Origin of the sequence: Acinetobacter nectaris CIP 110549 (genome assembly GCF_000488215.1) — a bacterium.
Taxonomy (GTDB): Bacteria; Pseudomonadota; Gammaproteobacteria; order Pseudomonadales; family Moraxellaceae; genus Acinetobacter; species Acinetobacter nectaris.
In genome coordinates this window covers 1,104,705-1,130,128 of record NZ_KI530712.1, presented here as the reverse complement: position 1 = coordinate 1,130,128, position 25,424 = coordinate 1,104,705, and the positions used below count along the sequence as shown (strand labels likewise).

The 25,424-nt window shown below is 37.1% G+C and carries 24 protein-coding genes; 13 read left to right on the top strand and 11 right to left on the bottom strand.

Features of this window, described 5'->3' with window-relative positions; genetic code table 11:
• Nucleotides 1–63 precede the first annotated feature (63 nt).
• Nucleotides 64–369, top strand: a complete 306-nt coding sequence (locus P256_RS13505; RefSeq protein WP_023272715.1) for a hypothetical protein — start codon at nucleotides 64–66, stop codon at nucleotides 367–369.
• A gap of 1 nt (nucleotide 370) precedes the next feature.
• On the opposite strand, the gene P256_RS05580 is transcribed toward P256_RS13505, so the two are convergent.
• The 4 genes from P256_RS05580 to P256_RS05565 are packed head-to-tail and all read right to left on the bottom strand — an operon-like array spanning nucleotide 371 to nucleotide 5,302.
• The gene (locus P256_RS05580) at nucleotides 371–1,570 is read right to left on the bottom strand and encodes a BaiN/RdsA family NAD(P)/FAD-dependent oxidoreductase (RefSeq protein ID WP_023272714.1); all 1,200 of its coding nucleotides are present in this window, start codon (nucleotides 1,568–1,570) and stop codon (nucleotides 371–373) included.
• Between the two features lie 57 nt (nucleotides 1,571–1,627).
• Entirely contained in the window at nucleotides 1,628–2,503 is an 876-nt protein-coding gene (locus P256_RS05575) for a 1-aminocyclopropane-1-carboxylate deaminase/D-cysteine desulfhydrase (RefSeq protein WP_023272713.1), read from the bottom strand.
• 6 nt (nucleotides 2,504–2,509) lie between these two features.
• Nucleotides 2,510–3,598 carry an HlyD family secretion protein gene (locus tag P256_RS05570; RefSeq protein WP_228130231.1) on the bottom strand — a complete coding sequence of 363 codons (1,089 nt, stop codon included), beginning with the start codon at nucleotides 3,596–3,598 and terminating at the stop codon, nucleotides 2,510–2,512.
• A gap of 60 nt (nucleotides 3,599–3,658) precedes the next feature.
• Nucleotides 3,659–5,302 carry an MFS transporter gene (locus P256_RS05565; RefSeq protein ID WP_023272711.1) on the bottom strand — a complete coding sequence of 548 codons (1,644 nt, stop codon included), beginning with the start codon at nucleotides 5,300–5,302 and terminating at the stop codon, nucleotides 3,659–3,661.
• Between the two features lie 298 nt (nucleotides 5,303–5,600).
• On the opposite strand from P256_RS05565, the gene P256_RS05560 reads away from it, so the two are divergent.
• Nucleotides 5,601–6,359 (top strand): class I SAM-dependent methyltransferase, encoded by a 759-nt coding sequence (locus tag P256_RS05560; protein ID WP_023272710.1) that lies wholly within the window; start codon nucleotides 5,601–5,603, stop codon nucleotides 6,357–6,359.
• Here the strand turns inward: P256_RS05560 and P256_RS05555 are convergent.
• Both P256_RS05555 and P256_RS05550 read right to left on the bottom strand, forming a co-directional pair.
• The gene (locus tag P256_RS05555) at nucleotides 6,338–6,889 is read right to left on the bottom strand and encodes a DUF2062 domain-containing protein (protein ID WP_023272709.1); all 552 of its coding nucleotides are present in this window, start codon (nucleotides 6,887–6,889) and stop codon (nucleotides 6,338–6,340) included. The genes P256_RS05560 and P256_RS05555 overlap by 22 nt on opposite strands.
• A 120-nt stretch (nucleotides 6,890–7,009) precedes the next feature.
• Nucleotides 7,010–8,176, bottom strand: a complete 1,167-nt coding sequence (locus P256_RS05550; protein WP_023272708.1) for a benzoate/H(+) symporter BenE family transporter — start codon at nucleotides 8,174–8,176, stop codon at nucleotides 7,010–7,012.
• Between the two features lie 160 nt (nucleotides 8,177–8,336).
• Here P256_RS05550 and P256_RS05545 point away from each other — a divergent pair, with 160 nt between their 5' ends.
• The gene (locus P256_RS05545) at nucleotides 8,337–8,813 is read left to right on the top strand and encodes an Lrp/AsnC family transcriptional regulator (RefSeq protein WP_023272707.1); all 477 of its coding nucleotides are present in this window, start codon (nucleotides 8,337–8,339) and stop codon (nucleotides 8,811–8,813) included.
• Nucleotides 8,814–8,829: 16 nt separating this feature from the next.
• Here P256_RS05545 and hemJ read toward each other — a convergent pair whose 3' ends face one another.
• Nucleotides 8,830–9,282 carry a protoporphyrinogen oxidase HemJ gene (gene hemJ / locus P256_RS05540; protein ID WP_023272706.1) on the bottom strand — a complete coding sequence of 151 codons (453 nt, stop codon included), beginning with the start codon at nucleotides 9,280–9,282 and terminating at the stop codon, nucleotides 8,830–8,832.
• A 17-nt stretch (nucleotides 9,283–9,299) separates the two neighbouring features.
• Complete coding sequence (locus P256_RS05535) at nucleotides 9,300–10,529, bottom strand: beta-ketoacyl synthase N-terminal-like domain-containing protein (RefSeq protein ID WP_023272705.1); 1,230 nt, start codon at nucleotides 10,527–10,529, stop codon at nucleotides 9,300–9,302.
• 259 nt (nucleotides 10,530–10,788) lie between these two features.
• Here P256_RS05535 and P256_RS05530 point away from each other — a divergent pair, with 259 nt between their 5' ends.
• The 6 genes from P256_RS05530 (at nucleotide 10,789) to rimI (ending at nucleotide 17,199) form a co-directional block, all read left to right on the top strand.
• On the top strand, nucleotides 10,789–11,796 hold the full coding sequence (locus P256_RS05530) for an EcsC family protein (protein WP_023272704.1): 1,008 nt from the start codon (nucleotides 10,789–10,791) through the stop codon (nucleotides 11,794–11,796).
• 282 nt (nucleotides 11,797–12,078) lie between these two features.
• The gene (gene rpsL / locus P256_RS05525; protein WP_023272703.1) at nucleotides 12,079–12,453 is read left to right on the top strand and encodes a 30S ribosomal protein S12; all 375 of its coding nucleotides are present in this window, start codon (nucleotides 12,079–12,081) and stop codon (nucleotides 12,451–12,453) included.
• A 157-nt stretch (nucleotides 12,454–12,610) separates the two neighbouring features.
• On the top strand, nucleotides 12,611–13,081 hold the full coding sequence (gene rpsG / locus P256_RS05520; RefSeq protein WP_023272702.1) for a 30S ribosomal protein S7: 471 nt from the start codon (nucleotides 12,611–12,613) through the stop codon (nucleotides 13,079–13,081).
• A gap of 125 nt (nucleotides 13,082–13,206) precedes the next feature.
• The gene (gene fusA / locus P256_RS05515) at nucleotides 13,207–15,339 is read left to right on the top strand and encodes an elongation factor G (RefSeq protein ID WP_023272701.1); all 2,133 of its coding nucleotides are present in this window, start codon (nucleotides 13,207–13,209) and stop codon (nucleotides 15,337–15,339) included.
• A 92-nt stretch (nucleotides 15,340–15,431) separates the two neighbouring features.
• A complete protein-coding gene (gene tuf / locus P256_RS05510) occupies nucleotides 15,432–16,622 on the top strand; it encodes an elongation factor Tu (protein WP_023272700.1) in 1,191 nt (396 codons plus the stop codon).
• 118 nt (nucleotides 16,623–16,740) lie between these two features.
• Nucleotides 16,741–17,199, top strand: a complete 459-nt coding sequence (rimI, locus tag P256_RS05505; protein WP_023272699.1) for a ribosomal protein S18-alanine N-acetyltransferase — start codon at nucleotides 16,741–16,743, stop codon at nucleotides 17,197–17,199.
• A 2-nt stretch (nucleotides 17,200–17,201) separates the two neighbouring features.
• Here the strand turns inward: rimI and P256_RS05500 are convergent, their stop codons facing one another.
• The 3 genes from P256_RS05500 to trxB all read right to left on the bottom strand — a co-directional run bounded on the left by P256_RS05500 (nucleotide 17,202) and on the right by trxB (nucleotide 19,787).
• Nucleotides 17,202–18,017, bottom strand: a complete 816-nt coding sequence (locus tag P256_RS05500; protein WP_023272698.1) for an arginyltransferase — start codon at nucleotides 18,015–18,017, stop codon at nucleotides 17,202–17,204.
• A gap of 21 nt (nucleotides 18,018–18,038) precedes the next feature.
• Complete coding sequence (gene aat / locus P256_RS05495; RefSeq protein WP_023272697.1) at nucleotides 18,039–18,773, bottom strand: leucyl/phenylalanyl-tRNA--protein transferase; 735 nt, start codon at nucleotides 18,771–18,773, stop codon at nucleotides 18,039–18,041.
• A gap of 63 nt (nucleotides 18,774–18,836) precedes the next feature.
• Nucleotides 18,837–19,787, bottom strand: a complete 951-nt coding sequence (gene trxB / locus P256_RS05490) for a thioredoxin-disulfide reductase (RefSeq protein ID WP_023272696.1) — start codon at nucleotides 19,785–19,787, stop codon at nucleotides 18,837–18,839.
• A gap of 244 nt (nucleotides 19,788–20,031) precedes the next feature.
• Between trxB and P256_RS05485 the strand changes: the two genes are divergently transcribed.
• The 4 genes from P256_RS05485 (at nucleotide 20,032) to P256_RS05470 (ending at nucleotide 25,401) form a co-directional block, all read left to right on the top strand.
• Nucleotides 20,032–22,995: a DNA translocase FtsK gene (locus tag P256_RS05485; RefSeq protein WP_023272695.1), complete on the top strand. Its 2,964-nt coding sequence runs from the start codon at nucleotides 20,032–20,034 to the stop codon at nucleotides 22,993–22,995.
• Between the two features lie 97 nt (nucleotides 22,996–23,092).
• Nucleotides 23,093–23,731 carry a LysE family transporter gene (locus P256_RS05480; protein ID WP_023272694.1) on the top strand — a complete coding sequence of 213 codons (639 nt, stop codon included), beginning with the start codon at nucleotides 23,093–23,095 and terminating at the stop codon, nucleotides 23,729–23,731.
• Nucleotides 23,732–24,288: 557 nt separating this feature from the next.
• Nucleotides 24,289–24,780 carry a hypothetical protein gene (locus P256_RS05475; RefSeq protein ID WP_023272693.1) on the top strand — a complete coding sequence of 164 codons (492 nt, stop codon included), beginning with the start codon at nucleotides 24,289–24,291 and terminating at the stop codon, nucleotides 24,778–24,780.
• A gap of 15 nt (nucleotides 24,781–24,795) precedes the next feature.
• Nucleotides 24,796–25,401, top strand: a complete 606-nt coding sequence (locus tag P256_RS05470; RefSeq protein ID WP_023272692.1) for a hypothetical protein — start codon at nucleotides 24,796–24,798, stop codon at nucleotides 25,399–25,401.
• Nucleotides 25,402–25,424 lie beyond the last annotated feature (23 nt).

Sequence of the window (25,424 nt, the reverse complement as noted above, 5' to 3'; positions counted from 1 at the left end):
TTATATTTCATGGGTTCGATCACTTTAGAGTGATCGAACTTTTTAATTGTTTAGGAGTGTCTTATGAGTCGTGAAAATAAAAAACCAGGTCGTTTTTTAGGACCATTGGTGATTACAGGAATTACAGCAGGTGTTTTATATTCAGCATATAAAGCGATTTTTAAGCAACCTGAATATCAAACCACGTTCACAGATAATGAAAACTCAAATGTTGAGTCATCAAGTGAGCATACCCATGCGAGTGAACAGCCTAAGGATATTGTTGCATCTGTCGATCATACACCATCAACAGAGAATGCCTCTCGTGAAGAAGGTAAATCATCATCAGAGACAGCAACAACAAATAGTAATGATGCAACAAATAATTAATCTATACATACTCTGCAGCGGCAGCTGCAGATGACCAAGCCCATTGAAAGTTAAACCCACCTAAATGACCTGTTACATCTAAAATCTCACCAATAAAAAACAACCCTTTTACTTTATTACTTTCCATTGTTTTTGATGATACTTCAGTTGTATCAACACCACCTAAAGTTACTTCAGCAGTTCTATAGCCTTCTGTTCCCGAGGGTTTTACAGCAAATGTATGTAGCTGTTTGGCAATCTCTATAAGTCGTTGGTCACTTATTTGCCCAATTGCTGTTTCTGCTTCTTGTAACCAAAAAATTTGTTGAAGCTCATGAGTAATGCTTTTAGTGGTATATGTAGATAATATGGTTCTAAGGAGTACTTTAGGCTGTTCACATTTCTTATCTTGAAAGATTTTTACTAAATCGAGTGTTGGGAAAAAGTTTATTGTGAGTGACTCACCATGCTGCCAATAGTTAGAAACTTGTAATGCACTTGGACCACTTAAACCACGATGGGTAAATAATAATGCTTCTGTAAAAGATTTAAGCGGATGGGAGAGGGTTACATCTAGGGCATTGCCACTCAAGCGAATAGCTAGGTCTTTAATATAGTCTGAAAATGTAAAGGGAACGAGACCTGCACGTGTTGGATAAATATGATGTCCAAACTGTTTGGCAATATCATAGCCAATACCTGAACCTCCTAAAGTAGGGATAGAAAGACCACCACTCGCAATAACGAGTGATTGACCGAAGAAGACCCCTCGATTTGTCGTTACTTGGAAGCTATTGTTGTCTAACTGACAAACATGCGTCACTTCATGATCTGTTTCAATATTGACTTGCTGTGTTTTTGTACATTGGTCAAGTAGTAAGTTAAGAATATGCTTCGAGCCTTTTGTGGTAAAAAGCTGTCCATGTTTTCGCTCTTCATATTCTACGTGGTAGTCAGAGACTAGACCAATAAAATCCCATTGCGTATAGCGTGAAAGCGCAGATTTTACAAAGTGAGGATTATGACTAATATAGTTATCAGGTTCGACATATAAATTGGTGAAATTACACTTGCCACCACCTGACATGAGTATCTTTTTCCCAACTTTATTGGCTTTTTCTAAAACTAATACAGAACGACCACGTTGACCTGCATGTGCTGCAAGCATAAGGCCTGCTGCACCTGCACCCAAAACAATTACATCAAAATTTTGTTGTGTCATGACATTCTGCCGTTGAAGAAAAGCGCTGAATTATACGGTATTTCAAATAAACTGTCGTTACATTAAGCTAGATTTTGCTTGTAGACCACCTGTATGGATGAGCAAAATACGTGTACCTTTTGGGAAGTATTGTTTATGAATCAGGTTGAAGACCCCATAGCACATTTTTCCTGTATATATAGGCTCTAAGGGAATATTATATTCATGTTCAAACATGTGTATAAATTCGATGAGTTCAGGTGTTGTTTTAGCATATCCACCAAAGCAGTAATCATCTGTAATATCCCAATGGTTTTTTTGCGTGAGCTGTCTAATTTCTTGTTTGAGAAAGTCTCCTTTTAGTGCTGAAAAGCCTAAAATTTTACATGGAGATGATGTCGACTCAATAAGACCTGTTAATGTTCCACCTGTGCCAACCGCACAACAAATGACATCATAATGTTGTAAATCATGATCTGTGAGTATTTCTTTGCAGCCTTGAACAGCAAATGTGTTTGTTCCACCCTCGGGGATAATGTAAGTATTTGGATATTTACGTTGTAATTCTTCTAAGTAAGATAAGGTATGGCGTTCTTTATATGTCGCTCTTGAAACGAAAGAGAGCTGCATACTACATATTTGATGAGAAAAATTAAGCGTTGGGTTTAATGGTTGATGTACCAATTCTTCACCACGAATTATACCTACACTTGTAAAGCCATATTGTTTTGCTGCATAAGCAGTTGCAGCAATATGATTGGAGTATGCACCACCAAAGGTAAGGATGCTTGTATAGCCTTTCTGTTTAGCTTCTAGAAAATTGTATTTAAGCTTATAGAATTTGTTGCCTGAAATATAAGGGTGAATTTGGTCTAGGCGTTTCATATCTATACGAACGCCGTGTTTTACACCAATATGTTCAATAGGTGTATTCCTTTGTATATTTTGAAACATAAATATTTATGAGGCTGTGTGAGTATTTACAGAAGTTTCAACAGACATTCCCGGACTTAAACGTGAAAGGTCTTTTTGATTTGCATCAATACTAATACGGACAGGAATACGTTGCACGACTTTCGTAAAATTACCTGTTGCATTATCTGCTTTTAGTACACTAAATTCTGAGCCTGCTGCGGGTGAAATTTGTTCTACATGACCTGTAAACTTTTGATGGTTAAGCGCATCTACAGTAAACGATGCCTTTTGACCAATTTGAATATGATCCATTTGTGTTTCTTTGAAGTTTGCAATTACCCAACGTTTTGGTGGGATAAGAAATAATAATTGTGTGCCTGCTGCAACATATTGTCCAAGTCGGGGAGTAACTTCGCCAAGCTGTCCATCCATGGGTGCACTAATAATTGCATAGTTTTTCGTAATTTCAGCTTGATCTAAAGCCGCTTGGCTATTTTGAACTTGAGCATTTAAACCAATTTGTGCAACCTGTGCTGTTTTAAGTGCTTCTTGTGCTACATTTAAATTGGCTTGAGCCTGTTGCAATAATGCTAAATTATTTTTGGCTGAAGCATCTACAGAGTCATATTCTGTTTTGGAAACAGCACCGGTATTACCAAGTTGCTGATAGCGATGTAACTGTTGTAATGAAAGTTCATACTGCGCATTTGCTTGCGAGATTTTTGCTTTTGCTGCAACAATATCGGCTTTACGCTGCTCAATGGCCTGATTTTGGTTTCTAAAGGCATTTTTAGCCTGATCTACATTGGCCTTTGCTTGAATGACTTGTTGGTCATAGCGATCGGGATTGATTTTAATAAGTGGTTGACCTTTTTTTACATGGTCAAAATCATTGACTAAGACTTCTTGAATATAGCCATTAATCTGCGAAGATAATACAGTAGTTTGACCTTTAATATAGCTATTATCTGTTTGTTGTACTGGGCTATTAAAAGGCCCTAAACGCCATGCCCATAAAATTGCTGAAATACCAATTAGTAGAATAAAAAACATTAAAATAAGGGTCGATTTCTTTGTTTTAATGAGCTTTCCAACATGAGGGATCGACTTAATTTGTATATTGGAGTCATCCATTTTTTTTGCATTTTTTTGTTCAGTATCTTGTGTATTACTCATGTTTTTTTACTCAAAATGTTAGGCATTCTTTTTACGGGATGCATAAAATTTATCCCAGAATATATTAAAACTTGTCCAAATAAATAAAATGATAGCAATCCAACTATTTAGGTTAATGACATCATTATATGCACGAACTTGCGACTCTCGAGTTGCAATTTGAGCTAGAGATTTAATCGCTTGCCCTTGTACTTGCAGTGGGTCTGTAATATTCGCTGTGTATTTTGCTTTATATTGATTAATACGGTTAATGACATTTGGGTCAGTTGCATTCATTGTGCGGTCAATATCGACCTGATATACCTGTGCTTGATGTTTTTGGTATGTATTGTAAAAAGAAGAGCCAATGAGGCTGCCAAAGTTTTGTGTTGCTGAGAATAAAACAATAAATGTGACAACATAATTAGAGCCTTGTTGTAATGTTTTACCCATACCAGTGAGAAGCAATGGCCCAATAAATACACCATTTGCAAAAGCAATTAGGAATTGGCTATAGAAAAAATGCTCAGGGCGTACATCACTCGTTAGATGAGCATCTAAACGACTTGCGATGAGGATTAGAAAAGTCGCAAGCAATAAGTGTAAAACAGTTCTTTCACGTGAAAAAGTGAGTGCACTAAAAACAACACCACAAATAATCGCAATAAAAATAACAGTATATAAACCAACAAATTGATCGGGCCCCATACCTACTGTTTTTAGAAAGTTAACCGCAGCATAGCTTTGTTCAGAAAGTAAAAAACGTAGGAAGAAAGCACCAAAAATAAAGCGAATCATAGGTATAGTACCTAACCATCGCGTCATAATGAGTGGGTTTGTTCTATGGTGTTCGTAGAAAAACCCAAAAACAATGAGTGTAAAGCCAATAATGAGTGTATAAGCTAGCCATGGGGCATCAAACCACCATAGTAAAGGTCCCTGTGTTAAGACAATACAAAGACAAGCGAAGCCTGGCGCAAGTAACGCAAAAGTAAAAATATCACCTTTTTCAAAAACGGCTATACGTATGCTACGTGGTAGTTTTAAAGAGACAACCATGGCATAGCAACAAATGGCGAGTCCCAATTCAAAGGTATAAAGGTCTATCCAGTTATTTACATTGACAAGGTAAGGGGAAATAATCCATGCAAGCGGGATACCCAGTTGACCAAAACCGAAGCCTAAATATAGACCTTTTAAGCGATGTACTTTACCAAAAGCTTGCATGATGTAATACATGCCTAAAGAACTAAGTGGTGCTGCAACAAAGCCACTAATACAGCGTGCAAAGACAGCCATATGGTAGTTTTGAACAAGTAGGTGTAATAGCATTACAGCAATAAAGCCCAATAAACCAATTTCAGTAAAAGCACGTAGACCGTATTGTTGTCTTGACTTAAATAAAATGAGATTGGCACTTACATTTGCCATAACATAGGCAGCAGGTAACCAAGCACCTTCTGTTGGTGTTATGCCATATTGTCCTTGTAGTTGAGGAAGGTTTGCAGTAATAAAACCATTACTTAAACCAGAAGTAATGGCTATAAATGTACCAATAATAAAATATAGATATCTCTTAGACTTTGGATGGTCTAGTGCAGGTGGAGAACCTGGAATAACAGGTCTTTCGTCATCTGCCCAATTAGGGGGTGTTTCTAAATATCGCGGTTTATCATTGGCCATGAAACACCTAGTGTTTAATGATTATTTGTGATGATCTATTTCTAGAGTTTTATATTTAAATAGTTTGCTATCTATAAATTCTATTGATGAAATACGTTGAGTAGCTTTTGGTTTTATAGTGAAAAGGTGCAGATAGCAAAAATATTATAAATTAATTTAGATAGGAACATTTAAAATAAAATTTTGTATTATGTAATTTATATAAAAATAAGTTTTCAAATAAATAAAAATATTTAAATTTTTTTTATTAAATATATCGTTTAAATTAGTTTTAAAAGATAAGCCTCGAGTATGGGTAATGAAAACACAACATGATATTAATCAAAAACAGTATGCAAATAAGTCTGTAAGTTATTTGCATAGTCAAGTTCATGCTCAAGGAGTTGAGTTTAAAAAAATCATAAATTTAATCTCAAATAAGCAACAAAGCCGTGTTTTAGATTTAGGTTGTGGAGGAGGTCATGTTTCTTATCAAATTGCTCCTTTTGTAGAAAGTGTTGTGGCATATGACTTGTCTTTAGAAATGTTAGAAACTGTAGCGACGACAGCAGAGACTAAGCAGATAAAAAATATTGTAGTTCAGCAAGGCCCTGCTGAAAAACTTCCATTTGCAGATGCTGAGTTTGATTTTGTTGTAAGTCGTTATTCTGCACATCATTGGCAAAGTATTCGTCAAGCAATACATGAAATTCAGCGTGTACTTTGTGATGGCGGTGTATTTATTTTGATAGATATTATTGGTTCAAATAGACCTGCGCTAGATACATTTCTGCAAACAATAGAAATTGTTCGTGATCCAAGTCATGTACGTGATTATAGCTTGGCAGAGTGGATAAATCTTGCAGAAGGTGCAGATTTAACGGTTGAGCTTATTGAAAAGCAAAAGCTTTCTCTTAATTTTAAAGCATGGGTTGAACGTATGAAAACACCAAGTCATGCCATTCATACAATTCAATATTTACAGCAGAGTATATCGGATGAAGTCAGAAAACACTTTCATATACAAGAAGATGGTAGCTTTGAAGTGGATGTAGGCTACTTTGTTTTTAGAAAATAATGACGTTTGTGCCATTGATGAATGGTACTCCAACGCCAAAATAAGAGCGTGATAATATATAGAATGAGTGAAAAGGATAAGGCTTCAATGAGTAAGCCTGAAAATAAAACTTTGGTCATGCTTGTATCTACATAACCGTGACCAAAGTGGGAAAGCCATGCTGAAACTTGATGAAAAGTAGTGAGTAATACTTCTTTATCAATCATTTGTACATGGTATATTTTGCTGCCAATCCAGAATGCAACATATAAAATGGGTGCAATTGTAAAGGGGTTTGTTAGCCAAGCAAGACTCAGTCCAATAGGTAAATTCACTTCAAGCATTAAGACAGCAAGAATAATAAGAATACTATGAAAGGGAATGGGTAAAAGTCCAAAGAATGCACCAATCAACACAGCTCTAGAGATCGATCTACGGTTAATATACCATAGTAAAGGGTCACGAGTACGACTTCCAAAAAGTTTCATGATTTTAGAAGACGCAACTTTCTCAGAGGAAGGTAGCCAAGATTGAAGGGTTTGTTTAAGCATCGTCGTCGCTTTGTATATTTAAAATATTTTTTATCTCTTTCGTGTGATTATACTCTAAATAGTCATTTTTTCATATCATGATATTAATATGGTTATATATTATTCATAATTAAAATAATTTTATTTCTTTGATAAAAATTTATATAGCAAAATACCCAATAAAAGTCCCCAAAATGCAGAACCAATACCTAATATTTGTATGCCTGATGCACTTAATAAGAAAGTAAATAATGAAGCATCACGACTTTCGGTATCTTCAAAGGCAACTGCAATGTTATGGCTAATTGTACCGAGTAATGCAATGCCTGCGACTGTAGTAATAAAAAGTTGAGGTAAGTTAAGCAGTAAATGTGTTAGATAAAGTGCAAATACTCCCATAAATATGTAGCAGAGACCACAACATATGCCTGCAATATAACGTTTCTTAGGGTCTGGGTGCACTTGATTATCTAAGCTTACGGCAGCACTAATGGCAGCGAGACAGACAGAAAATGCACCAAAAGGTGCAAAGCATGTTTGAGTAATACCAATCCAGCCTACAAGTTGATTTGTGTGTGGTGTATAGCCGTAGCTTTTAATCATACCAATACCAGGTAAAAACTGGGATGAAAGATTGACAATAAATAAAGGGATAGCCAATCCGATAATGACTTGCCAAGAAAAAGATGGTGTAACCCAAATAGGTTTTGTCAGTTGAAAGGAAAAGGCAGGAAAAGAAACGTGACAAAATATCATGCTTAATATAAATGCAATGCACACCATGAAAACGATGCTATAGCGTGGTAAAACACGTTTTAATATAAAGTAGCTCAGTAATGTACCTACAGTAAAAAACCACTGGTCTGGTAAGTGAATGAATAGGTTAATCCCAAATTTAAGTAAAATTCCTGCGAGCATGGCACAACTTAAACTGAGTGGAATTTTTGCGAGTAGTTTTTGAAAGATGCCTGAAAAACCTGTTATGGCAATGAGTACACCACAGGCAATAAATGCACCTGTAGCCTCTGCAAGAGAGTAGTGTTGGCTCGAAGCAATAATAAGCGCAATACCAGGAGTAGACCATGCGGTTGCAACGGGATACTTATACTTCCAAGATAAGATGGCACCAGATAAGCCAATGGAAATACCAAGTGCTAAGAACCATGATGACACTTGATCGGGGCTTGCTCCAAGGTGTTGAGCGCCTTCAATGATGAGTACAGCTGAAACACTAATACCAATAATAAAAGTAACAATGCCCGCAAATGCTGCTGAAATGGAAAAATCATCAATGAATTGTTTGAGCATGAATAAAGTCACTTTATTATGGGTATTTAAGAGGCTAATTTATCAATTTACTTAAAAAATGTGCTTTCTAATTTTAGTTAAAATGAATAAAAATATTTTAATAATTTTGCTTTTTGAGTAATAATATTTATAAATCAAACTAAATATTGGGAGAATTTTTATGGCAGAAGCAGAGTCAACTCAACTGTCTAGTTTAGATTTGAAAATTATGCGTGCTTTACAAGAAAATGGTCGTTTAACCAATGCAGAGTTAGCAAAAATAGTTGGTATTAGTAGCTCATCTTGTTGGAAACATACTCAAAATTTATTTGCCATTGGTGCAATTGTTGATATTCGCGCAATTATTAATCCTGTCATGGTACAAAAAGAGACAGTTGTATTGGTCGGTGTTGTTTTAGATCGCTCTACACCAGATAGTTTTGAGGATTTTGAGGCGCATGTAAAAAAATTGCCTAATGTACTGGAATGTTATTTAGTGGCAGGGGAAGTTGATTACTTTTTAAAGTTACGTGTGAAAGATCTTTCTGAATTTAACCGTTTTCACAGTGAAAAAGTAATTGCGTTACCGGGAGTAAGGCAAGTGAGAACTTTTTTTGTACTAAATGAAGTTATTACAGATGGTCTATTGTCTTTCTAGATAAGAAAAACCTCAGTTAAAACTGAGGTTTTACAACAACTAATATAACGACGGCAAATAAGATGACGGTAGGCAACTCATTAAACATTCGCCAAAATTTATGTGTTTTGTAGTGGGCATTATCTATGAGTTTTTTTCGATAATAACCACAAACAAAATGATAAATAATGAGTAGCCCAACTAAACCAACTTTGAAATAAAACCAAAGTGCTTCATGGTAATGTCGAGTTGCATCCCCCCAATCTACAAGAAAATGGGCTGTAATAAGTGTTGCGATCATTGCTGGCCACATAATTCCACGATAAAGCTTACGCTCCATAATTTGGAATCTTTCATAACTTGCTTGATCTTTACTCATTGCATGGTAAACATACAAGCGCGGTAAGTAAAACAGTGCTGCAAACCAGCACACAACCGCAATAATATGTAGCGCCTTTACCCATAAAAACGCGCTAGAGGGAGCATCCATAAGCCTTCCTTATTGCATTAGCTTTCCCATTTTTTGAAAATGAGACAAGCATTTACACCACCAAAACCAAAACTGTTACTCATAACAGTATTTAACTTCGCATCGCGTTTTTCAAGCACAATATCGAAACCTTCTGCGCCTTCATCAAGTTCAGTGACATTAATGTTTGGTGCAATAAAGTCATTTTGCATCATTAGAATAGAGTAAATTGCTTCTTGTACGCCTGCAGCACCTAAGCTATGACCTGTCATAGACTTTGTTGAGCTTACAGGTGGAACATTGCCTGTACCAAAAGCATTTTCCATTGCTTTTAATTCAGTAATATCACCTGCTGGAGTAGATGTACCATGTGAGTTTACATAGTCAACTTTTTCAACACCGTGCTGTTTTGCTTCATCTAAAGCCATAAGCACACAACGTGTTGCACCTTCGCCACTTGGTGCAACCATATCAGCACCATCGCTATTTGCAGCATAAGCGACAATTTCAGCAATAATATTTGCACCACGTGCTTGAGCATGCTCAAGTGACTCAAGTACAAGGAAGCCACCGCCACCTGCGATTACAAAACCTGCACGGTCTTTTGAGTATGGGCGAGAAGCAGACTCTGGTGTGTCGTTAAATTTGTTGCTTAAAGCACCCATTGCATCAAACAATAGGCTTTGAGACCAGTGATCTTCTTCACCACCACCTGCAAGCATAAGATCTTGTTTACCAAGCGCAATAAGATTATATGCATAGCCGATTGCATCGGCAGAAGTTGCACAAGCACTCGCAACCGAATGGGCAACACCTTGTAGTTTAAATGCTGTACCAAGGTTTGCAGTAATCGTATTTGTCATGTTGCGTGGTACAAAGAAAGGGCCAACTTTACGTGCACCTTTAGTTTCTAAGATTTCATTCATTTCAACAACAGAAGCAGTTGAACCACCACCAGAACCGCCTGCAATACCATAACGTGGGTTGCCGCCTAAGTCAGAAACCTCTAGACCTGCTTGTTTAAGAGCATCTAATGCTGAGTTATATGCATACATTGCACAAACACCCATAAAGCGTTTTGTTTTACGGTCAATATGATCAAACTCTTCTACTGCAGGTGCACTGACATGGCTTTTGAAGTTTAAATCTACATGTACTTGGTTAAGACGAGTACCTGATATACCATTTTTTAAAGATTCAGTGACTTTTTCTAATGAGTTACCAATGCATGAGTTAATGCCCATACCTGTAATTACAACACGGTTCATCTTGCAGATCCCTTAATATAGTGATGATGAGTAAAGTGCTATCATATTGATATCTATTACTCATGTTTTGATGTTTATCTCATAATAACAGAAAGCTTTTTTAAATCTTATGGCAAATCTTATGTGTATTCTTATGATTCAGGTAAAAAATGCACATCTTGTGACATTTAACTAAAAGATACATATTAAAGTTGAGATAAAATATGTGTACTTCTAGTATTTATCAATAATCTAAAGAAAAAATAATTGGGAGATGGATATGCCAAAAATAGGCAATAATCCTTCATTTAAGCCACTTCATCAGATTTTTGGGGTGGCTAAAAAGCTCAGTCAGGCAACACTAGACAAAGTAAATGGGCAAAAAAATCAGGTAAATGTGGCTATACAATCTAAAGAGAGTAGAAGTACATCAAATACAACACATGCAGATAAGCCACAAATGATGATGCGGCAGTATATTCCCGATTTTTCTCAAAGAGTTTTGGGTAGACATTATAGTCCTGTTGTAAAAGTTGCAGGGTTTCTTTCGCCGATAGGTGGAGATCAGGCTGCTGACTATTTATTTAAACAGGTCAATCAAATAGCAGAGAAGTTAAGTAGTACTGAAAATGTGATGGCTGAAGCAGGAGTAAAATCACTAGATACATTAAAAGATGATATTTTTCGTGCAGGAAGGGTAAGCCAAGCATTAATTGAGCAAAATAAGTGGATTGCAAGTATACAAGGTGGTGTTTGTGCCCCTTTAGGAGTGGTGGGAATGGGGTTAGATATTCCAGTTTCACTTATTCTCGTTTTAAAAACGGTTTATCAAACAGGGCGAGCTTATGGTTTTGAGCTGAATATAAATGATCAAGAAATTATTCAGTTTATTTTTCAACAAATACCACTTGAAAAAAATCTTGAAAAACAAAGTTTATTGTTGCTTATACGTGCTATCTCTAGTGCTCTAGAAACACAAGATATTCAAAAGCTACAGACTTTTGTTGGTTCTCAAGAGGATTTAGCATGGGTATCTAATTTATTTAAGGAACAATCGATCCAATGGGATTGGTTGGCAAAAGTACCTAAAATATCGATGCTAAGTAAGTCTAGTCCATTTGTGATGGCAGGGGTAGGCGCGGTATATAGTTGGAAGCTTATAGAGCAGGTTGGACAGCACTCACAGCATATTTTTTCTATTGCTAGAGATTATATACTCACCCATCCAACGGAGTCATGCTCTATATTAGAGGCTTATCAAAGATCAGTGAAAAGCATTAAAAATTAGACTCTATATTACTTATATCGCTTCGTAAGTTATGAAGCGATGCGTTATTCTTGTGACTTAATTTGTTAAATATAATATTTCTTTTAAAGCGTAGTGTTTTAAATTTTTTATAAGTATTTACTTTATATTGTTTTTTTATAAAATACTTTCATTATTGTTGGGTTGAAATGTGTCTTTGTCTTATGTTGACCAAGATTTAGTTTTTGAATACAATAATGTGCCCTCAAAAAGAGTTAAATTTTCTTTTTTTGTGGGGTTTTTAATTAACGGGAGAATTGCCATATGGCAACAACAAATCAATTGATCCGTAAGGGTCGTTCAACTTTGGTTGAAAAATCCAAAGTTCCTGCGTTGAAGGCTTGTCCACAACGTCGTGGTGTATGTACTCGTGTTTATACAACTACACCTAAAAAACCAAACTCAGCAATGCGTAAAGTTTGCCGTGTACGTCTAACTTCAGGTTTTGAAGTTTCAAGCTACATCGGTGGTGAAGGTCATAACCTACAAGAGCACAGTGTTGTGCTTATCCGTGGTGGTCGTGTTAAAGATTTACCAGGTGTACGTTACCATACCGTTCGTGGTTCATTAGACTGTGCTGGTGTTAAAGATCGTAACCAAGCACGTTCTAAATACGGTACTAAACGTCCTAAGAAATAATTAGGCGTTAAAAACCAAAAAAACCTTTAGCGTTTCGCTTGTTTGATCATTCAGATTTTTAAATCAAGCGACGTATAGTAAGGCCAGCGTCATGTGCATGACACTTTGCACAAACTGCTGGATCATCCTGAAGTGTCATATTATTAGGTGTATTAAAATGCCAAGACGTCGCGTAGTCGCTGCCCGTGAAATCCTTCCGGATCCTAAGTTCGGTAGCCAAACAATCGCTAAATTCATGAACCACGTTATGCAAGATGGTAAAAAATCGATTGCAGAAAGCATTGTTTATGGTGCTTTAGACCGCGTTCAAGAAAAAAATAAAGTAGACCCAGTTGAATTTTTCGAGACTACTCTTGAAAAAGTTCGTCCTATGGTCGAAGTAAAAGCTCGCCGTGTTGGTGGTGCTACATACCAAGTACCTATGGAAGTGCGCCCATCCCGTCGTACTGCTCTAGCTATGCGTTGGTTAGTAGACGCTGCTGCAAAGCGTTCTGAAAAAACTATGGCTTTACGTCTTGCTGGCGAGTTGCTTGATGCGGCTGAAGGCAAAGGTGCTGCAACTAAAAAACGTGAAGACGTGCACCGTATGGCTGAAGCTAACAAAGCCTTCTCTCATTACCGTTTCTAAGCGGATAAAACAGGTCTTTAAAAAAATAATATTAAAAATACTTGTATTTTTAATATTTGAACGCATTAAGTTATTTAAACTTAATGCGTCCTGTTTTATAAATAACATTAGGAATGTAAAACATCATGGCTCGTCAAACTCCTATTTCTCAATACCGTAACATCGGTATTTCTGCACATATTGACGCAGGTAAAACTACAACTACAGAGCGTATCTTGTATTACACTGGTGTATCTCACAAAATTGGTGAAGTACACGACGGTGCTGCAACGATGGACTGGATGGCACAAGAGCAAGAGCGCGGTATTACAATTACCTCAGCTGCGACAACTTGTTTTTGGTCTGGTATGGCTAACCAATTTAAACAACACCGTATTAACGTAATTGACACGCCGGGACACGTTGACTTCACAATCGAAGTTGAACGTTCTATGCGTGTTCTTGACGGTGCTTGCATGGTTTACTGTGCAGTTGGTGGTGTTCAGCCTCAGTCTGAAACTGTATGGCGTCAAGCAAACAAATATAAAGTACCTCGTTTAGCATTCGTGAATAAGATGGACCGTACAGGTGCAAACTTCTTCCGTGTTGTTGAACAGATGAAAACACGCCTTGGTGGAAACCCTGTACCTATCGTAGTTCCAATTGGTGCAGAAGATACATTTACTGGTGTTGTTGACCTTCTCGAAATGAAAGCAATTATTTGGGATGAAGAATCTCAAGGCATGAAATTCGACCTAGGTGAAATTCCAGCTGATCTTGTTGATACTGCTCAAGAATGGCGTGTAAACATGGTTGAAGCAGCAGCGGAAGCTTCTGAAGAACTCATGGACAAATACCTTGAAGAAGGTGATCTTTCTAAAGAAGAGATCATGCAAGGTTTACGTGCACGTACATTGGCATCTGAAATTCAAGTAATGCTTTGTGGCTCTGCATTCAAAAACAAAGGTGTTCAACGTATGTTGGATGCTGTAATTGAATACTTACCATCTCCAACTGAAGTACAAGCGATTCGCGGTGTTTTAGACGATAAAGATGAGACAGAAGCAACTCGTGAAGCATCTGATGAAGTGCCATTCTCTGCGCTTGCATTCAAAATTATGAATGACAAATTCGTTGGTAACTTAACGTTTATTCGTGTTTATTCAGGTGTACTTAAACAAGGTGATCCTGTATTTAACCCAGTTAAGTCTAAGCGTGAGCGTGTTGGCCGTATCGTACAAATGCACGCAGACCAACGTCAAGATTTAGATGAAATTCGTGCGGGCGATATCGCAGCATGTGTTGGTCTAAAAGATGTAACAACTGGTGATACGTTGTGTGATGAAAAGAACATCATTACGCTTGAACGTATGGAATTCCCTGATCCAGTAATTGCACTTGCTGTAGAGCCAAAAACAAAAGCTGACCAAGAAAAAATGTCAGTTGCTCTAGGTCGCTTAGCAAAAGAAGATCCTTCATTCCGTGTACGTACTGATGAAGAATCTGGTCAAACAATTATTGCTGGTATGGGTGAGCTTCACCTTGACATCATTGTTGACCGTATGAAGCGTGAATTCGGTGTTGAAGCAAATATTGGTAAACCAATGGTTGCTTACCGCGAAACGATTCGTAAAACAATTGAGCAAGAAGGTAAATTCGTTCGTCAAACAGGTGGTAAAGGTAAATTCGGTCATGTATATGTTCGTTTAGAACCTATGGATCCTGAAGGCGACAAAGAATACGAGTTTGTTGAAGAAGTTGTTGGTGGTGTAGTACCTAAAGAATTCTTTGGCGCTGTGGATAAAGGTATCCGTGAGCGTATGAAGAATGGTGTCCTTGCTGGTTACCCAGTTGTAGGCATCAAAGCGACATTATTTGATGGTTCTTACCATGATGTCGATTCTGATGAATTGTCGTTCAAAATGGCAGGTTCTTACGCATTCCGTGACGGTTTCATGAAAGCAGATCCTGTTCTTCTTGAACCTGTTATGAAAGTTGAAGTAGAAACTCCAGAAGACTACATGGGCGATATCATGGGTGACTTAAACCGTCGTCGTGGTATGGTTCAAGGTATGGACGACTTACCTGGTGGTACAAAAGCAATTCGTGCTGAAGTTCCACTTGCTGAGATGTTTGGTTACGCAACACATATGCGTTCTATGTCTCAAGGTCGTGCAACTTACTCTATGGAATTTGCAAAATATGCTGAAACTCCACGTAACGTGGCTGAAGGCATCATTACTAAATTCCAAACAGGTAAATCAGGTGACGACGAGTAATCTTTCGATTACTATATTGCCTAATTCGATTTGAGTTAAAAACCTATTGCTCATAAGTAACCCTTATGAGCAGTTAATAAAGGAAGATCATCATGGCTAAAGCCAAGTTTGAACGTAATAAGCCACATGTAAACGTGGGAACAATTGGTCACGTTGACCATGGTAAAACAACTTTAACAGCTGCTATCGCAACTATCTGTGCGAAAACTTATGGCGGTGAAGCTAAAGATTACGCAGCGATCGACTCTGCACCTGAAGAAAAAGCTCGTGGTATTACAATTAATACATCTCACGTAGAATATGACTCTCCAACTCGTCACTACGCTCACGTAGACTGCCCAGGACACGCCGATTATGTTAAAAACATGATCACTGGTGCTGCTCAAATGGACGGTGCGATCCTTGTATGTGCTGCGACTGATGGTCCTATGCCACAAACTCGTGAACACATCCTTCTTTCTCGTCAGGTAGGTGTACCTTTCATCATCGTATTCTTAAACAAGTGTGACCTTGTTGATGATGAAGAGTTACTTGAATTAGTAGAAATGGAAGTTCGTGAACTTCTAGCTTCTTACGACTTCCCTGGTGATGACACTCCTGTAATCCGTGGTTCAGCTTTAGCTGCACTTAACGGTGATGCTGGTCAGTATGGCGAATCTGCAGTAATTTCTCTTGTAGAAGCTTTAGATTCTTACATTCCTGAGCCAGAGCGTGCTATCGATAAAGCATTCCTAATGCCAATCGAAGATGTATTCTCAATTTCTGGTCGTGGTACTGTAGTAACAGGCCGTGTAGAATCAGGTATTGTTAAAGTTGGTGAAGAAGTTGAAATCGTTGGTATTAAAGACACGGTTAAAACAACTGTAACTGGCGTTGAAATGTTCCGTAAACTGCTTGACGAAGGTCGTGCAGGCGAGAACTGTGGTGTTCTTCTACGTGGTACTAAGCGTGAAGACGTACAACGTGGTCAAGTATTGGCTAAGCCAGGTACAATCAAGCCACACACTAAATTCGACGCAGAAGTATATGTACTAGCGAAAGAAGAAGGTGGTCGTCATACTCCATTCTTAAATGGTTACCGCCCACAGTTCTATTTCCGTACAACTGACGTAACTGGCGCAATCCAGTTGAAAGAAGGCGTTGAAATGGTTATGCCAGGTGACAACGTTGAAATGGCAGTAGAATTGATCCACCCAATCGCAATGGACGCTGGCTTACGCTTCGCGATCCGTGAAGGTGGTCGTACTGTAGGTGCTGGTGTTGTTTCTAAAGTAACAGCATAATCACTGAAAAGTAAAAAAACGCTCCTTTAGGGGCGTTTTTTTATGTGTTTGATTTTTAAATATAGTAAAGAAAAATAAAATAGCTATAATCAGCAAAAATCTTATTAGAAAAGTTGTTATGATTCGTTTTATGGAACAAGGTGATGTTACTCAGGTCTATGAAATAGAAAAACGAGTACAGTCACATCCATGGTCATTGAAGCAGTTTACAGAGGCTCAAAAGAACTATCATACTACTGTATATATAGAAAATCATGAGGTTTGTGGATTTTGTATATTGCAGCCTGTGTTAGATGAAGCTAATCTTCTTCTTATGGCAGTACACCCTAAATATCAGGGCAAAGGTATTGGGTTTAAGTTATTAGAAGAGTCATTAGACTTATTGAAAAATGATCCAATACAAATATTTTTGGAAGTTCGTGAAAGTAATCTAGCAGCAATAAAGCTGTATGAAAAGGCTGGATTTCATCAGATTGATCTTAGGAAGAATTATTATCCAAAGACTGATGGTTCACGAGAACATGCAATAATTATGATTAAGTCATGTAATGACGATTTTAGTTCTTATATGAAGTAATTTTATTCATTTAAAAGATGGCTCCAGTTCGTTGGATAGCTTGTCATTAGAGATTCCCCTAAATTTATAATATCTTCAGAAGAAAGCTGTTTATTTAAGGTGTGCCACTGTCCATCAATAAATAACTCAAAAGGTGCATATTGGCATTTATAATTCATTTTTTTTGAATGGGGAACCCAATAGCCTAAATATACATAATCAAGGTTAAGAGATTTCACATAATCAATTTGTTTGAGGATGGCAAATACACCAAGAGAACGCTTATGTTCTTCAGGTTCAAAAAAGGTATAAACCGCAGAGAGCCCATCATCTAATGCATCGCATACAGAAACACTGATGAGTTGATCATCTTTCCATAATTCTAAGAAAAAACTTTCTGTGCAAGTATGTAGTAAGAATTTTTCAAACTGCTCTTTACTTGCAGGATACATGTCTCCATCTTTATGCCGAATATTAATGTATTTTTCATAGAGCTTATAATGTTGTTCATTTGCTTGCTCGATAGGCGTGATATACATTGTAAGATCTTTATTACGCTTCCAAGCCTTTTTTTGTTGGCTGTTCATCGTAAAGTGTTCTACAGGCACACGACAAGATAAGCATTGTCGACAAGAATGACACTCAGGTCTATAAATGTAATCGCCACTGCGTCTAAAACCTGTTCTAGATAAGTCTGAAAGTGTAAGAACATCTATTCGCTGTTTTGGGTCGAGAAAAACCATTCTTGATGGGCGAGCATTTAAGTAGCTACAGTCATGAGGGGGAGTAATAAAATACTGTAGTGTACTTAAAGGGGACTTCGGGGTGTATGTATTCATATTCGTCTCCCTCCAGTTAATTTACTTGGTGAGTAGTTGCTGTGAATTGGCAATATCCTTACTAGAAAATACACTGTCCTGATACTTTTTCCAATCAATTCTAGGTTGTTTTATAACAGTTTGTAACGATTTTAAATAATTTTCGCGTGTCATGGTTGTTGCACCTAAACTGAGTAGATGGTCATTGACCAATTGGCAGTCAATCCATGGTAATTTTTGTTCGGCACCTATTAGCATCAATGTGTAAAATGCCATTTTAGAAACATCTGTACGTTGGCTAAACATAGACTCGCCAAAGCAGCCATGACCAATGGTTAAACCATATAAGCCACCAACTAAAATATCTTTCTCCCATACTTCTATACTGTAACCTAAGCCATGTTTAAACATATTTACATAGCTTTGAATAATATCTTCACTAATCCATGTTTCATTCGTATAGTTACGTGGTAATGAACATTTACGAATAACATCTTCAAAAGCATGATTAATGGTTATGGTGTAATCATGCTTTTTCATGTTTCTAAGGAGTGATTTGCTTGGGGTGTAGGCATGTGGTGAAATAATACATCGTGGCTCAGGACTCCACCAACAAATAGGCTCATCTTCATTAAACCAAGGAAATAACCCATGTGTATATGCTTCAAATAGTGTTGAAGGTGATAGGTCTGCTCCAAAACAGATGAGTCCATGCCCCTCAGGGTCTGCGTCTTTGGCTAAGGGGAATGTGTATTGTGATGGTGGAATATTATTCATAGAAGTATTTATAATTTTCAGTATGTATGAAAGAAAAAGCCGTAGTAACTACGGCTTTTGATCTTATTCGATGTTGTCTAAGTATTTCTCGGCATCGAGTGCGGCCATACAGCCTGAACCTGCCGATGTAATAGCTTGGCGATAGATGCTGTCTGCAACATCTCCCGCAGCAAATACACCCGGTACAGAAGTTGCTGTTGCATTTCCAGCCGTACCACTATGTATTTGAATATAACCATCACGTAATTCGAGTTGGTCTTTAAACATATCTGTATTCGGCTTATGACCAATCGCAATAAATAAGCCTTGAACATCGACGTTTTGAGTTGAGTCATCTAATGTCGATTTTAGACGAACACTTGTTACACCTGTTTGATCGCCTTGAACTTCATCAACTTGATGGTTCCAAACAATAGAAATTTTACCTTCTTTTTCTTTTTCAAAGATATGATCTTGTAAGATTTTTTCAGAACGTAAGCTATCTCGGCGGTGTACAAGTGTTACATGCGCTGCGATATTTGAAAGATATAGCGCTTCTTCTACAGCAGTGTTACCACCACCGACAACCATTACTTTTTGGTTTTTATAAAAGAAACCATCACATGTTGCACATGCACTTACGCCTTGACCCATAAATGCTTTTTCAGATTCAAGACCTAAATATTGTGCAGTCGCACCAGTAGCAATAATTAGACTATCACATGTGTACTCACCCATATCGCCTTTAAGCGTAAATGGACGGTTTTTGAGGTCTACTTCATTGATGTGGTCATATAAGATTTCTGTACCAAAGCGTTCCGCATGTGCTTGCATACGTTCCATGAGTGCAGGGCCTGTAAGTCCTTCAGGGTCACCCGGCCAGTTATCTACTTCGGTTGTTGTTGTTAGCTGACCGCCGAGTTGTAGTCCTGCAATAAGTGTTGGTTTTAAGTTTGCACGAGCTGCATAAACAGCCGCACTGTAGCCAGCAGGGCCTGAACCTAAAATGATCAATCGCGAATGGCGAGCGCTCATAAGTATTCCTTTATAATAAATCGTTGGTAAAATTATACGCTAAACAAGAATCTTTGTGTTGTCTGTAAATGTTGATATTATGGATAGGCTAAATCGATTTTAGCTATGTTAATATCTAAATACTAACAAAGCGTTGCATATTTTCTCGTATAACATGTGCATAATATTAAAATTAAATCGTTGAAAAAAGTATTAAGCTTTATTTCATAAATATTCATTGGTTTTTTCAAGTACAGGACAGTATATGACTGCGGTGTCGAGTGTGTATGCACAGCGCTTAATTACGACATTATTTTTAGTATCGTTTGGTATTTATTTGTTCTTAGCAACAGTCACATATACACCATTTGATCCGGGATGGATGCATATTTCAAGTGACACACAACAAGTATCAAACGCAAGTGGTGTTGCAGGCGCTTGGATTGCAGATTTACTGTTTGGATTTTTAGGTTGGGCAAGTTTACTTATTCCTATTTTTTTCTTTATAGAAGCAATTCAAGTTTGGTGGCCAAGAAGCTTTTTAAGCCGACCTTTTCGTTACGCGGCTCAGTTTTTTATTTTATTGGCAACTTCGAGCTTATTTTATTTATTTTGGAATGTACCTACAGATGCGCTAACCAATGCTTCTGGCGGTATTATAGGATATGAGCTTGGTGTGAGCTTATCCCATCTCATTACAATTTATGGTGCAAGTATCTTCCTTTTTGTACTATGGGGTATTTTATTTACACTTGCTTTTGGTGTGCAATGGAATAAAACATGGGCGACGTTGCAAGCTACACCTAAATATTTACAAGATTTATTTTATCGTAATGTGCCTGAAACAGAGGCTGCATATGACAAAATGATAGCGTCGAAGAAACCAGAAAAATCAGTAGAAGCGCAAACAGCTCATGGTAATGAAGAAATAGAATCTATAGATCATCAAGAAAAAAAGGAAACTGTTAAAAAAGCATCGAATACAGATCCTGCTGCTGAAAAATTATTTGATGATTTGATAACACGCCAAGCAGAACATGAGTCTTTAAAGTCTTTTGAAGTACCTGTTTCAGAGACAAATAAAGCAATACCTGAAGCCCAAGAGCGCAAGGTTGTGACAGGGCAGGTATGGAAAGTACCTGACCAAAAAACAGAAGATGAACAGCAAAAAGAAATTGATGCATTATTAAAGGCATCTGAAGATGAACATTTGAAGGCAAACTTAAATTCAAAGACATCAAATGTAAATTGGGATGATGATAAGGTCTTTGATGATTTGTTAAAGACTGTGCCAAAAGAGGAAGCGGCGACAGATATACATACACCTTTTAATAACAGTGAACAACTGTCGAGTATACCAGCTGAAAAAGTAAATACGCAGTCGCAGTCTATTCATTATGACTCTCATGTCGATGATATTGAGAAGTTACTTGCTTTAGATAAAGCAGAGTCACAGTCGGCTGCTCATAAGACACCTAGAGAGAAAGATGAAAATGCGAAATTAGCATCATCAAATGTATCTAAGCCTGTCAATAGTTATGCACAATCATCTGCTTTTGTTCAGGCTGACATTCAAACAGAATTAGATACAAAGCTTTCAAAAGAAGAGTTTATAAGTGCTTGGCAAGAGACTGCAGGTAAGCCTGAAGACAACCAAGATGAGTTCGATTTTGATGCACCGCTTACAGATGCTTCAGGTCGTCCAATGTCTAGAGCAATGCAGGTGGTTGAAAAGCGTAGAGGACTATCTCCGTTACCTGAAAAAAGTTTACTTGATGAAGTTGATCCAAATAAAAAAGTAAATTTTACAGAAGAGCAATTAGCGCGGTTATCAGAGCTGCTTGAAATTAAGCTACAAGAGTTTAATGTAAAAGCAACTGTGGTAGAAGCGCAACCAGGCCCTGTTGTTACACGATTTGAACTAGATTTAGCACCTGGCGTGAAAGCATCGAAAGTCACCAATATTTCAAGAGACCTTGCACGTTCAATGTCTATGGCTTCTGTACGTGTTGTGGAAGTCATTCCAGGCAAGCCTTATATTGGTATTGAAGTGCCGAATAGTAGTCGTGAAATGGTGCGCTTAACTGAGTTGCTACATACTCAGGAATATAAAGATCCAAATGGTCTTATTAGTATGGCTATGGGGAAAGATATTTCTGGTCAGCCTGTACTTACTGATTTGGCAAAAGCACCGCATATGCTAGTTGCAGGTACAACGGGCTCAGGTAAGTCAGTTGCTGTGAATGCAATGCTTTTATCGATGTTGTTAAAGTATACACCTCAAGACTTAAGGCTTATCTTAATTGATCCGAAACAATTAGAGTTAGCAAACTATAATGATATTCCTCATTTATTAACGCCTGTAGTTACAGATATGAAAGATGCTGTAAGTGCTTTAAATTGGTGTGTTAATGAGATGGAGCGCCGTTATAAGCTCATGTCATTTTTAAAAGTACGTAAAATTGTTGATTATAATCGGAAAGTAAAAGAAGCTTTGGAAACAGGGGAGGATCTCATTGATCCAACTTGGAAGCCAAGTGATTCAGCAACACAAGAGCGAGCTCCAAGATTGCAAACTTTGCCAATGATTGTAATTGTTGCCGATGAATTTGCAGATATGATCATGCAAGTAGGTAAAAAAGCAGAGGAAATGATTACACGTCTGGCACAGAAGTCGCGTGCTGCGGGTATTCATCTATTACTTGCGACTCAGCGTCCGTCTGTAGATGTTATTACAGGTCTAATTAAAGCCAATATTCCAACGCGAGTTGCTTTACGTGTAAATAGTAAAATTGACTCAAGAACCATTTTAGATGCCGGTGGGGCAGAAGATCTTTTAGGTCATGGTGATATGCTATTTTTAGGGCCGGGTAAGATTGAACCTGAACGTTTACATGGTGCTTTTATTAGTGATGATGAGGTTAACCGAATTTGTGATGCATGGCGTGAGCGTGGTGATCCTGATTATGTGGATGAGATTTTAACCCCATATGATGAAGAACCTTCTGCAAGATCGGGTGGTGATAATGGTGAAGGTGCATCGGATCGTGATGTACTTTATGATCAGGCTGTTGCTTTTGTCCTTGAAAGTAGAAAAGCTTCTGCATCTTCTTTACAGCGTAAATTTAGTTTGGGCTATAACAGAGCTGCAAGACTCATAGACCAAATGGAAGAAAATGGTGTAGTGAGCGGAGCTGGACCAAATAGTAGGCGTGAAATTTTAGTTTAAATCTAAAAAGCCTCTTTTAAAGAGGCTTTTTATTTGACCTTTTATTTGAAAAGTATAAAATCGCGCCTTAATTTATGTTTATTAGGTGTTGTAAAAAGTGATCACATTGCTACTGACATTAGCTTTTATTAATTTATGTGCATTGCTTACACCTGGACCAGACTTCTTTTTTGTGACTCAAACTGCAATGAGCTGTTCAAAAAAAGCAGCTTTATCTGTAGTTGCAGGGGTAACGTGTGGTGTACTTTTTTGGTCATTTTTAGCTTTTCTAGGGTTAAATATTATTTTTGAAAAAGTGGTTTGGTTAAAAAAAGTTTTATTTATTGGGGGAGGTGCATATTTATGTTGGTTGGGACTTCAGCTTTTAAGGTCAGCTTTTTCTAAGAAAAAAATGAGTCAGGGAAAAGGTACTCAACATGAAATTATAGTAGAACAAGAAAAAAAGTTGAGTCGCTTCTTTTTTAAAGGACTTGCAACGAACTTATCTAATCCTAAGGTAATTATTTACTTCGGAAATGTTTTATCACTTTTTTTATCTAACCCAACCTTAGAACATGTCCATGTACTTTTATTACTCATCGTTATTTTAGAAACCTTACTTTGGTTTACGTTAGTCGCTTTAATTTTTTCTTTGCCAGCATGTAAATCTTTTTATCAAAGATCTGTTAAATGGATTGATGGAGTTTCTGGTGGAATTTTTACCATTTTTGGTATGTTTCTTATGAGTAATAAATAAGAGCAGATAGCAGTATTTACAAAGTATAAATCTGTTCTTTGGTCTCTAAAATAGCGTTATTTATTATTATAAAAATAATATGTGATTTATGTAATGACTTTTTATCTAGCTCATCTAACGATGAATTTATAATTACGAGTTTAACTTTTTTGAATATATTTTTCAGTCAGATACATAAAGCCCAATCTGAGAAAATTAAAGAAAAAATAATCAATTTTTGTTTGAATTATATTCAATTGATGTTTTATGCCTATGATATATGGGATGTAGATTATAAAAGTTAAATGAATTTGGTAAGGATAGTGTATATATATCAATCAATATAGGGCATAAAAATAATATAAAAATGTGAATAGTGTCACAAATTTAATAATTTTCCATGAAATATTTTGATATTTAATCCTAGTAACAAATTAAAGAACGTTCTATATCATTATTAATTAAATTAAAGCTAGATGTTCACTCAGAATTTTGGGTGAAGTGTTGGTTTTTTGGGGTAGTCTGCTTTAATTTTATATTATTTATTATTGATGACGGTTTTTTGAGGTAAGGCTTAAATGATTAAATTTAATCGAAAAGTGATTTTATTTATTTCCTCTTTAGTTTTTGCAAGTACATCTGTATTTGCAGAAGATATGATTGATTATGATGGGAAACCTGAGCAAAAGATTATTTACCCTGTAAATGGCAACTCAGGATTTGTATTTAATAAACTAAAAAGTGTATTTCCTGTAAAGTCACAGGGATATAACACGATTGTTGTTGATAGCAGTTCAATGCCATCAGCCGCTCAAATTAAGCAGTTACAAGCCTACTTAAATCAGGGTGTAACACTTATTGTCGATGCTAAAGCTGGTATGGGGACAGCTCAAGCAGTTGCTCAAAAAATTGCTGGTTTCTCTGTAAACTCAGAAGCTGTAATGATTAAGAGTAGTAATGGTGGATATGATGTGACACCAGTTTCATCAAATATTTATGGATCAAAAGCTGCAACTACAGATAGCGACTCGAAAGTCGCAAATACTGTAGATGATGTATTTGGTTTATAATTAGGAGAAAGATGAATGAAAATTAAGCATATTGTATTATCTATACTTACTATTACATCAACACAAATTTTTGCAGATGAGTGTTTATATCCTCGTAATGAACCTCTTGTTATGGGTGATGGCTCTCAAAAGCTTATACAGCAGCAAGCACGCAATACTTGGGATGACTGGATTTGGCGTGGTGACGTTTATAAATGCCAATCTGTAGGTGTTCAACGCTGTGATTACCAGTGGAGTAAAGCTGTTGCAACAGCATATGCTTGGAATGTTGGTGGTACACTTAACTTTGATAAAATCCCGACTATTGGTAAATACCTTCCATTTAGTATTAATGCAGGGTATACACGAACAAAAACAGTAACAACAACTTTTGGTTGGAATGTTTCTTTACAGCCAGGTTATTCTGCTCAACCAATTCAAGTTGTAACACGTCGTTGGATGCGTGGTGTATATAAAGGTGCATACATCCAAACTGGTGGGAAGTGTGATGGTGGCGGTGTTGGTCAGCTATTTAGACCAGCTCGTACGAGTATGTATCGTTGGGATCCAAACCGTATTGCAACAAGTTGGACATCTAATGTTGCTGTAAGAACTTATGCAACTTATCATGTATTTAGATAATCTAAAATGAAAAGAGCCTCATC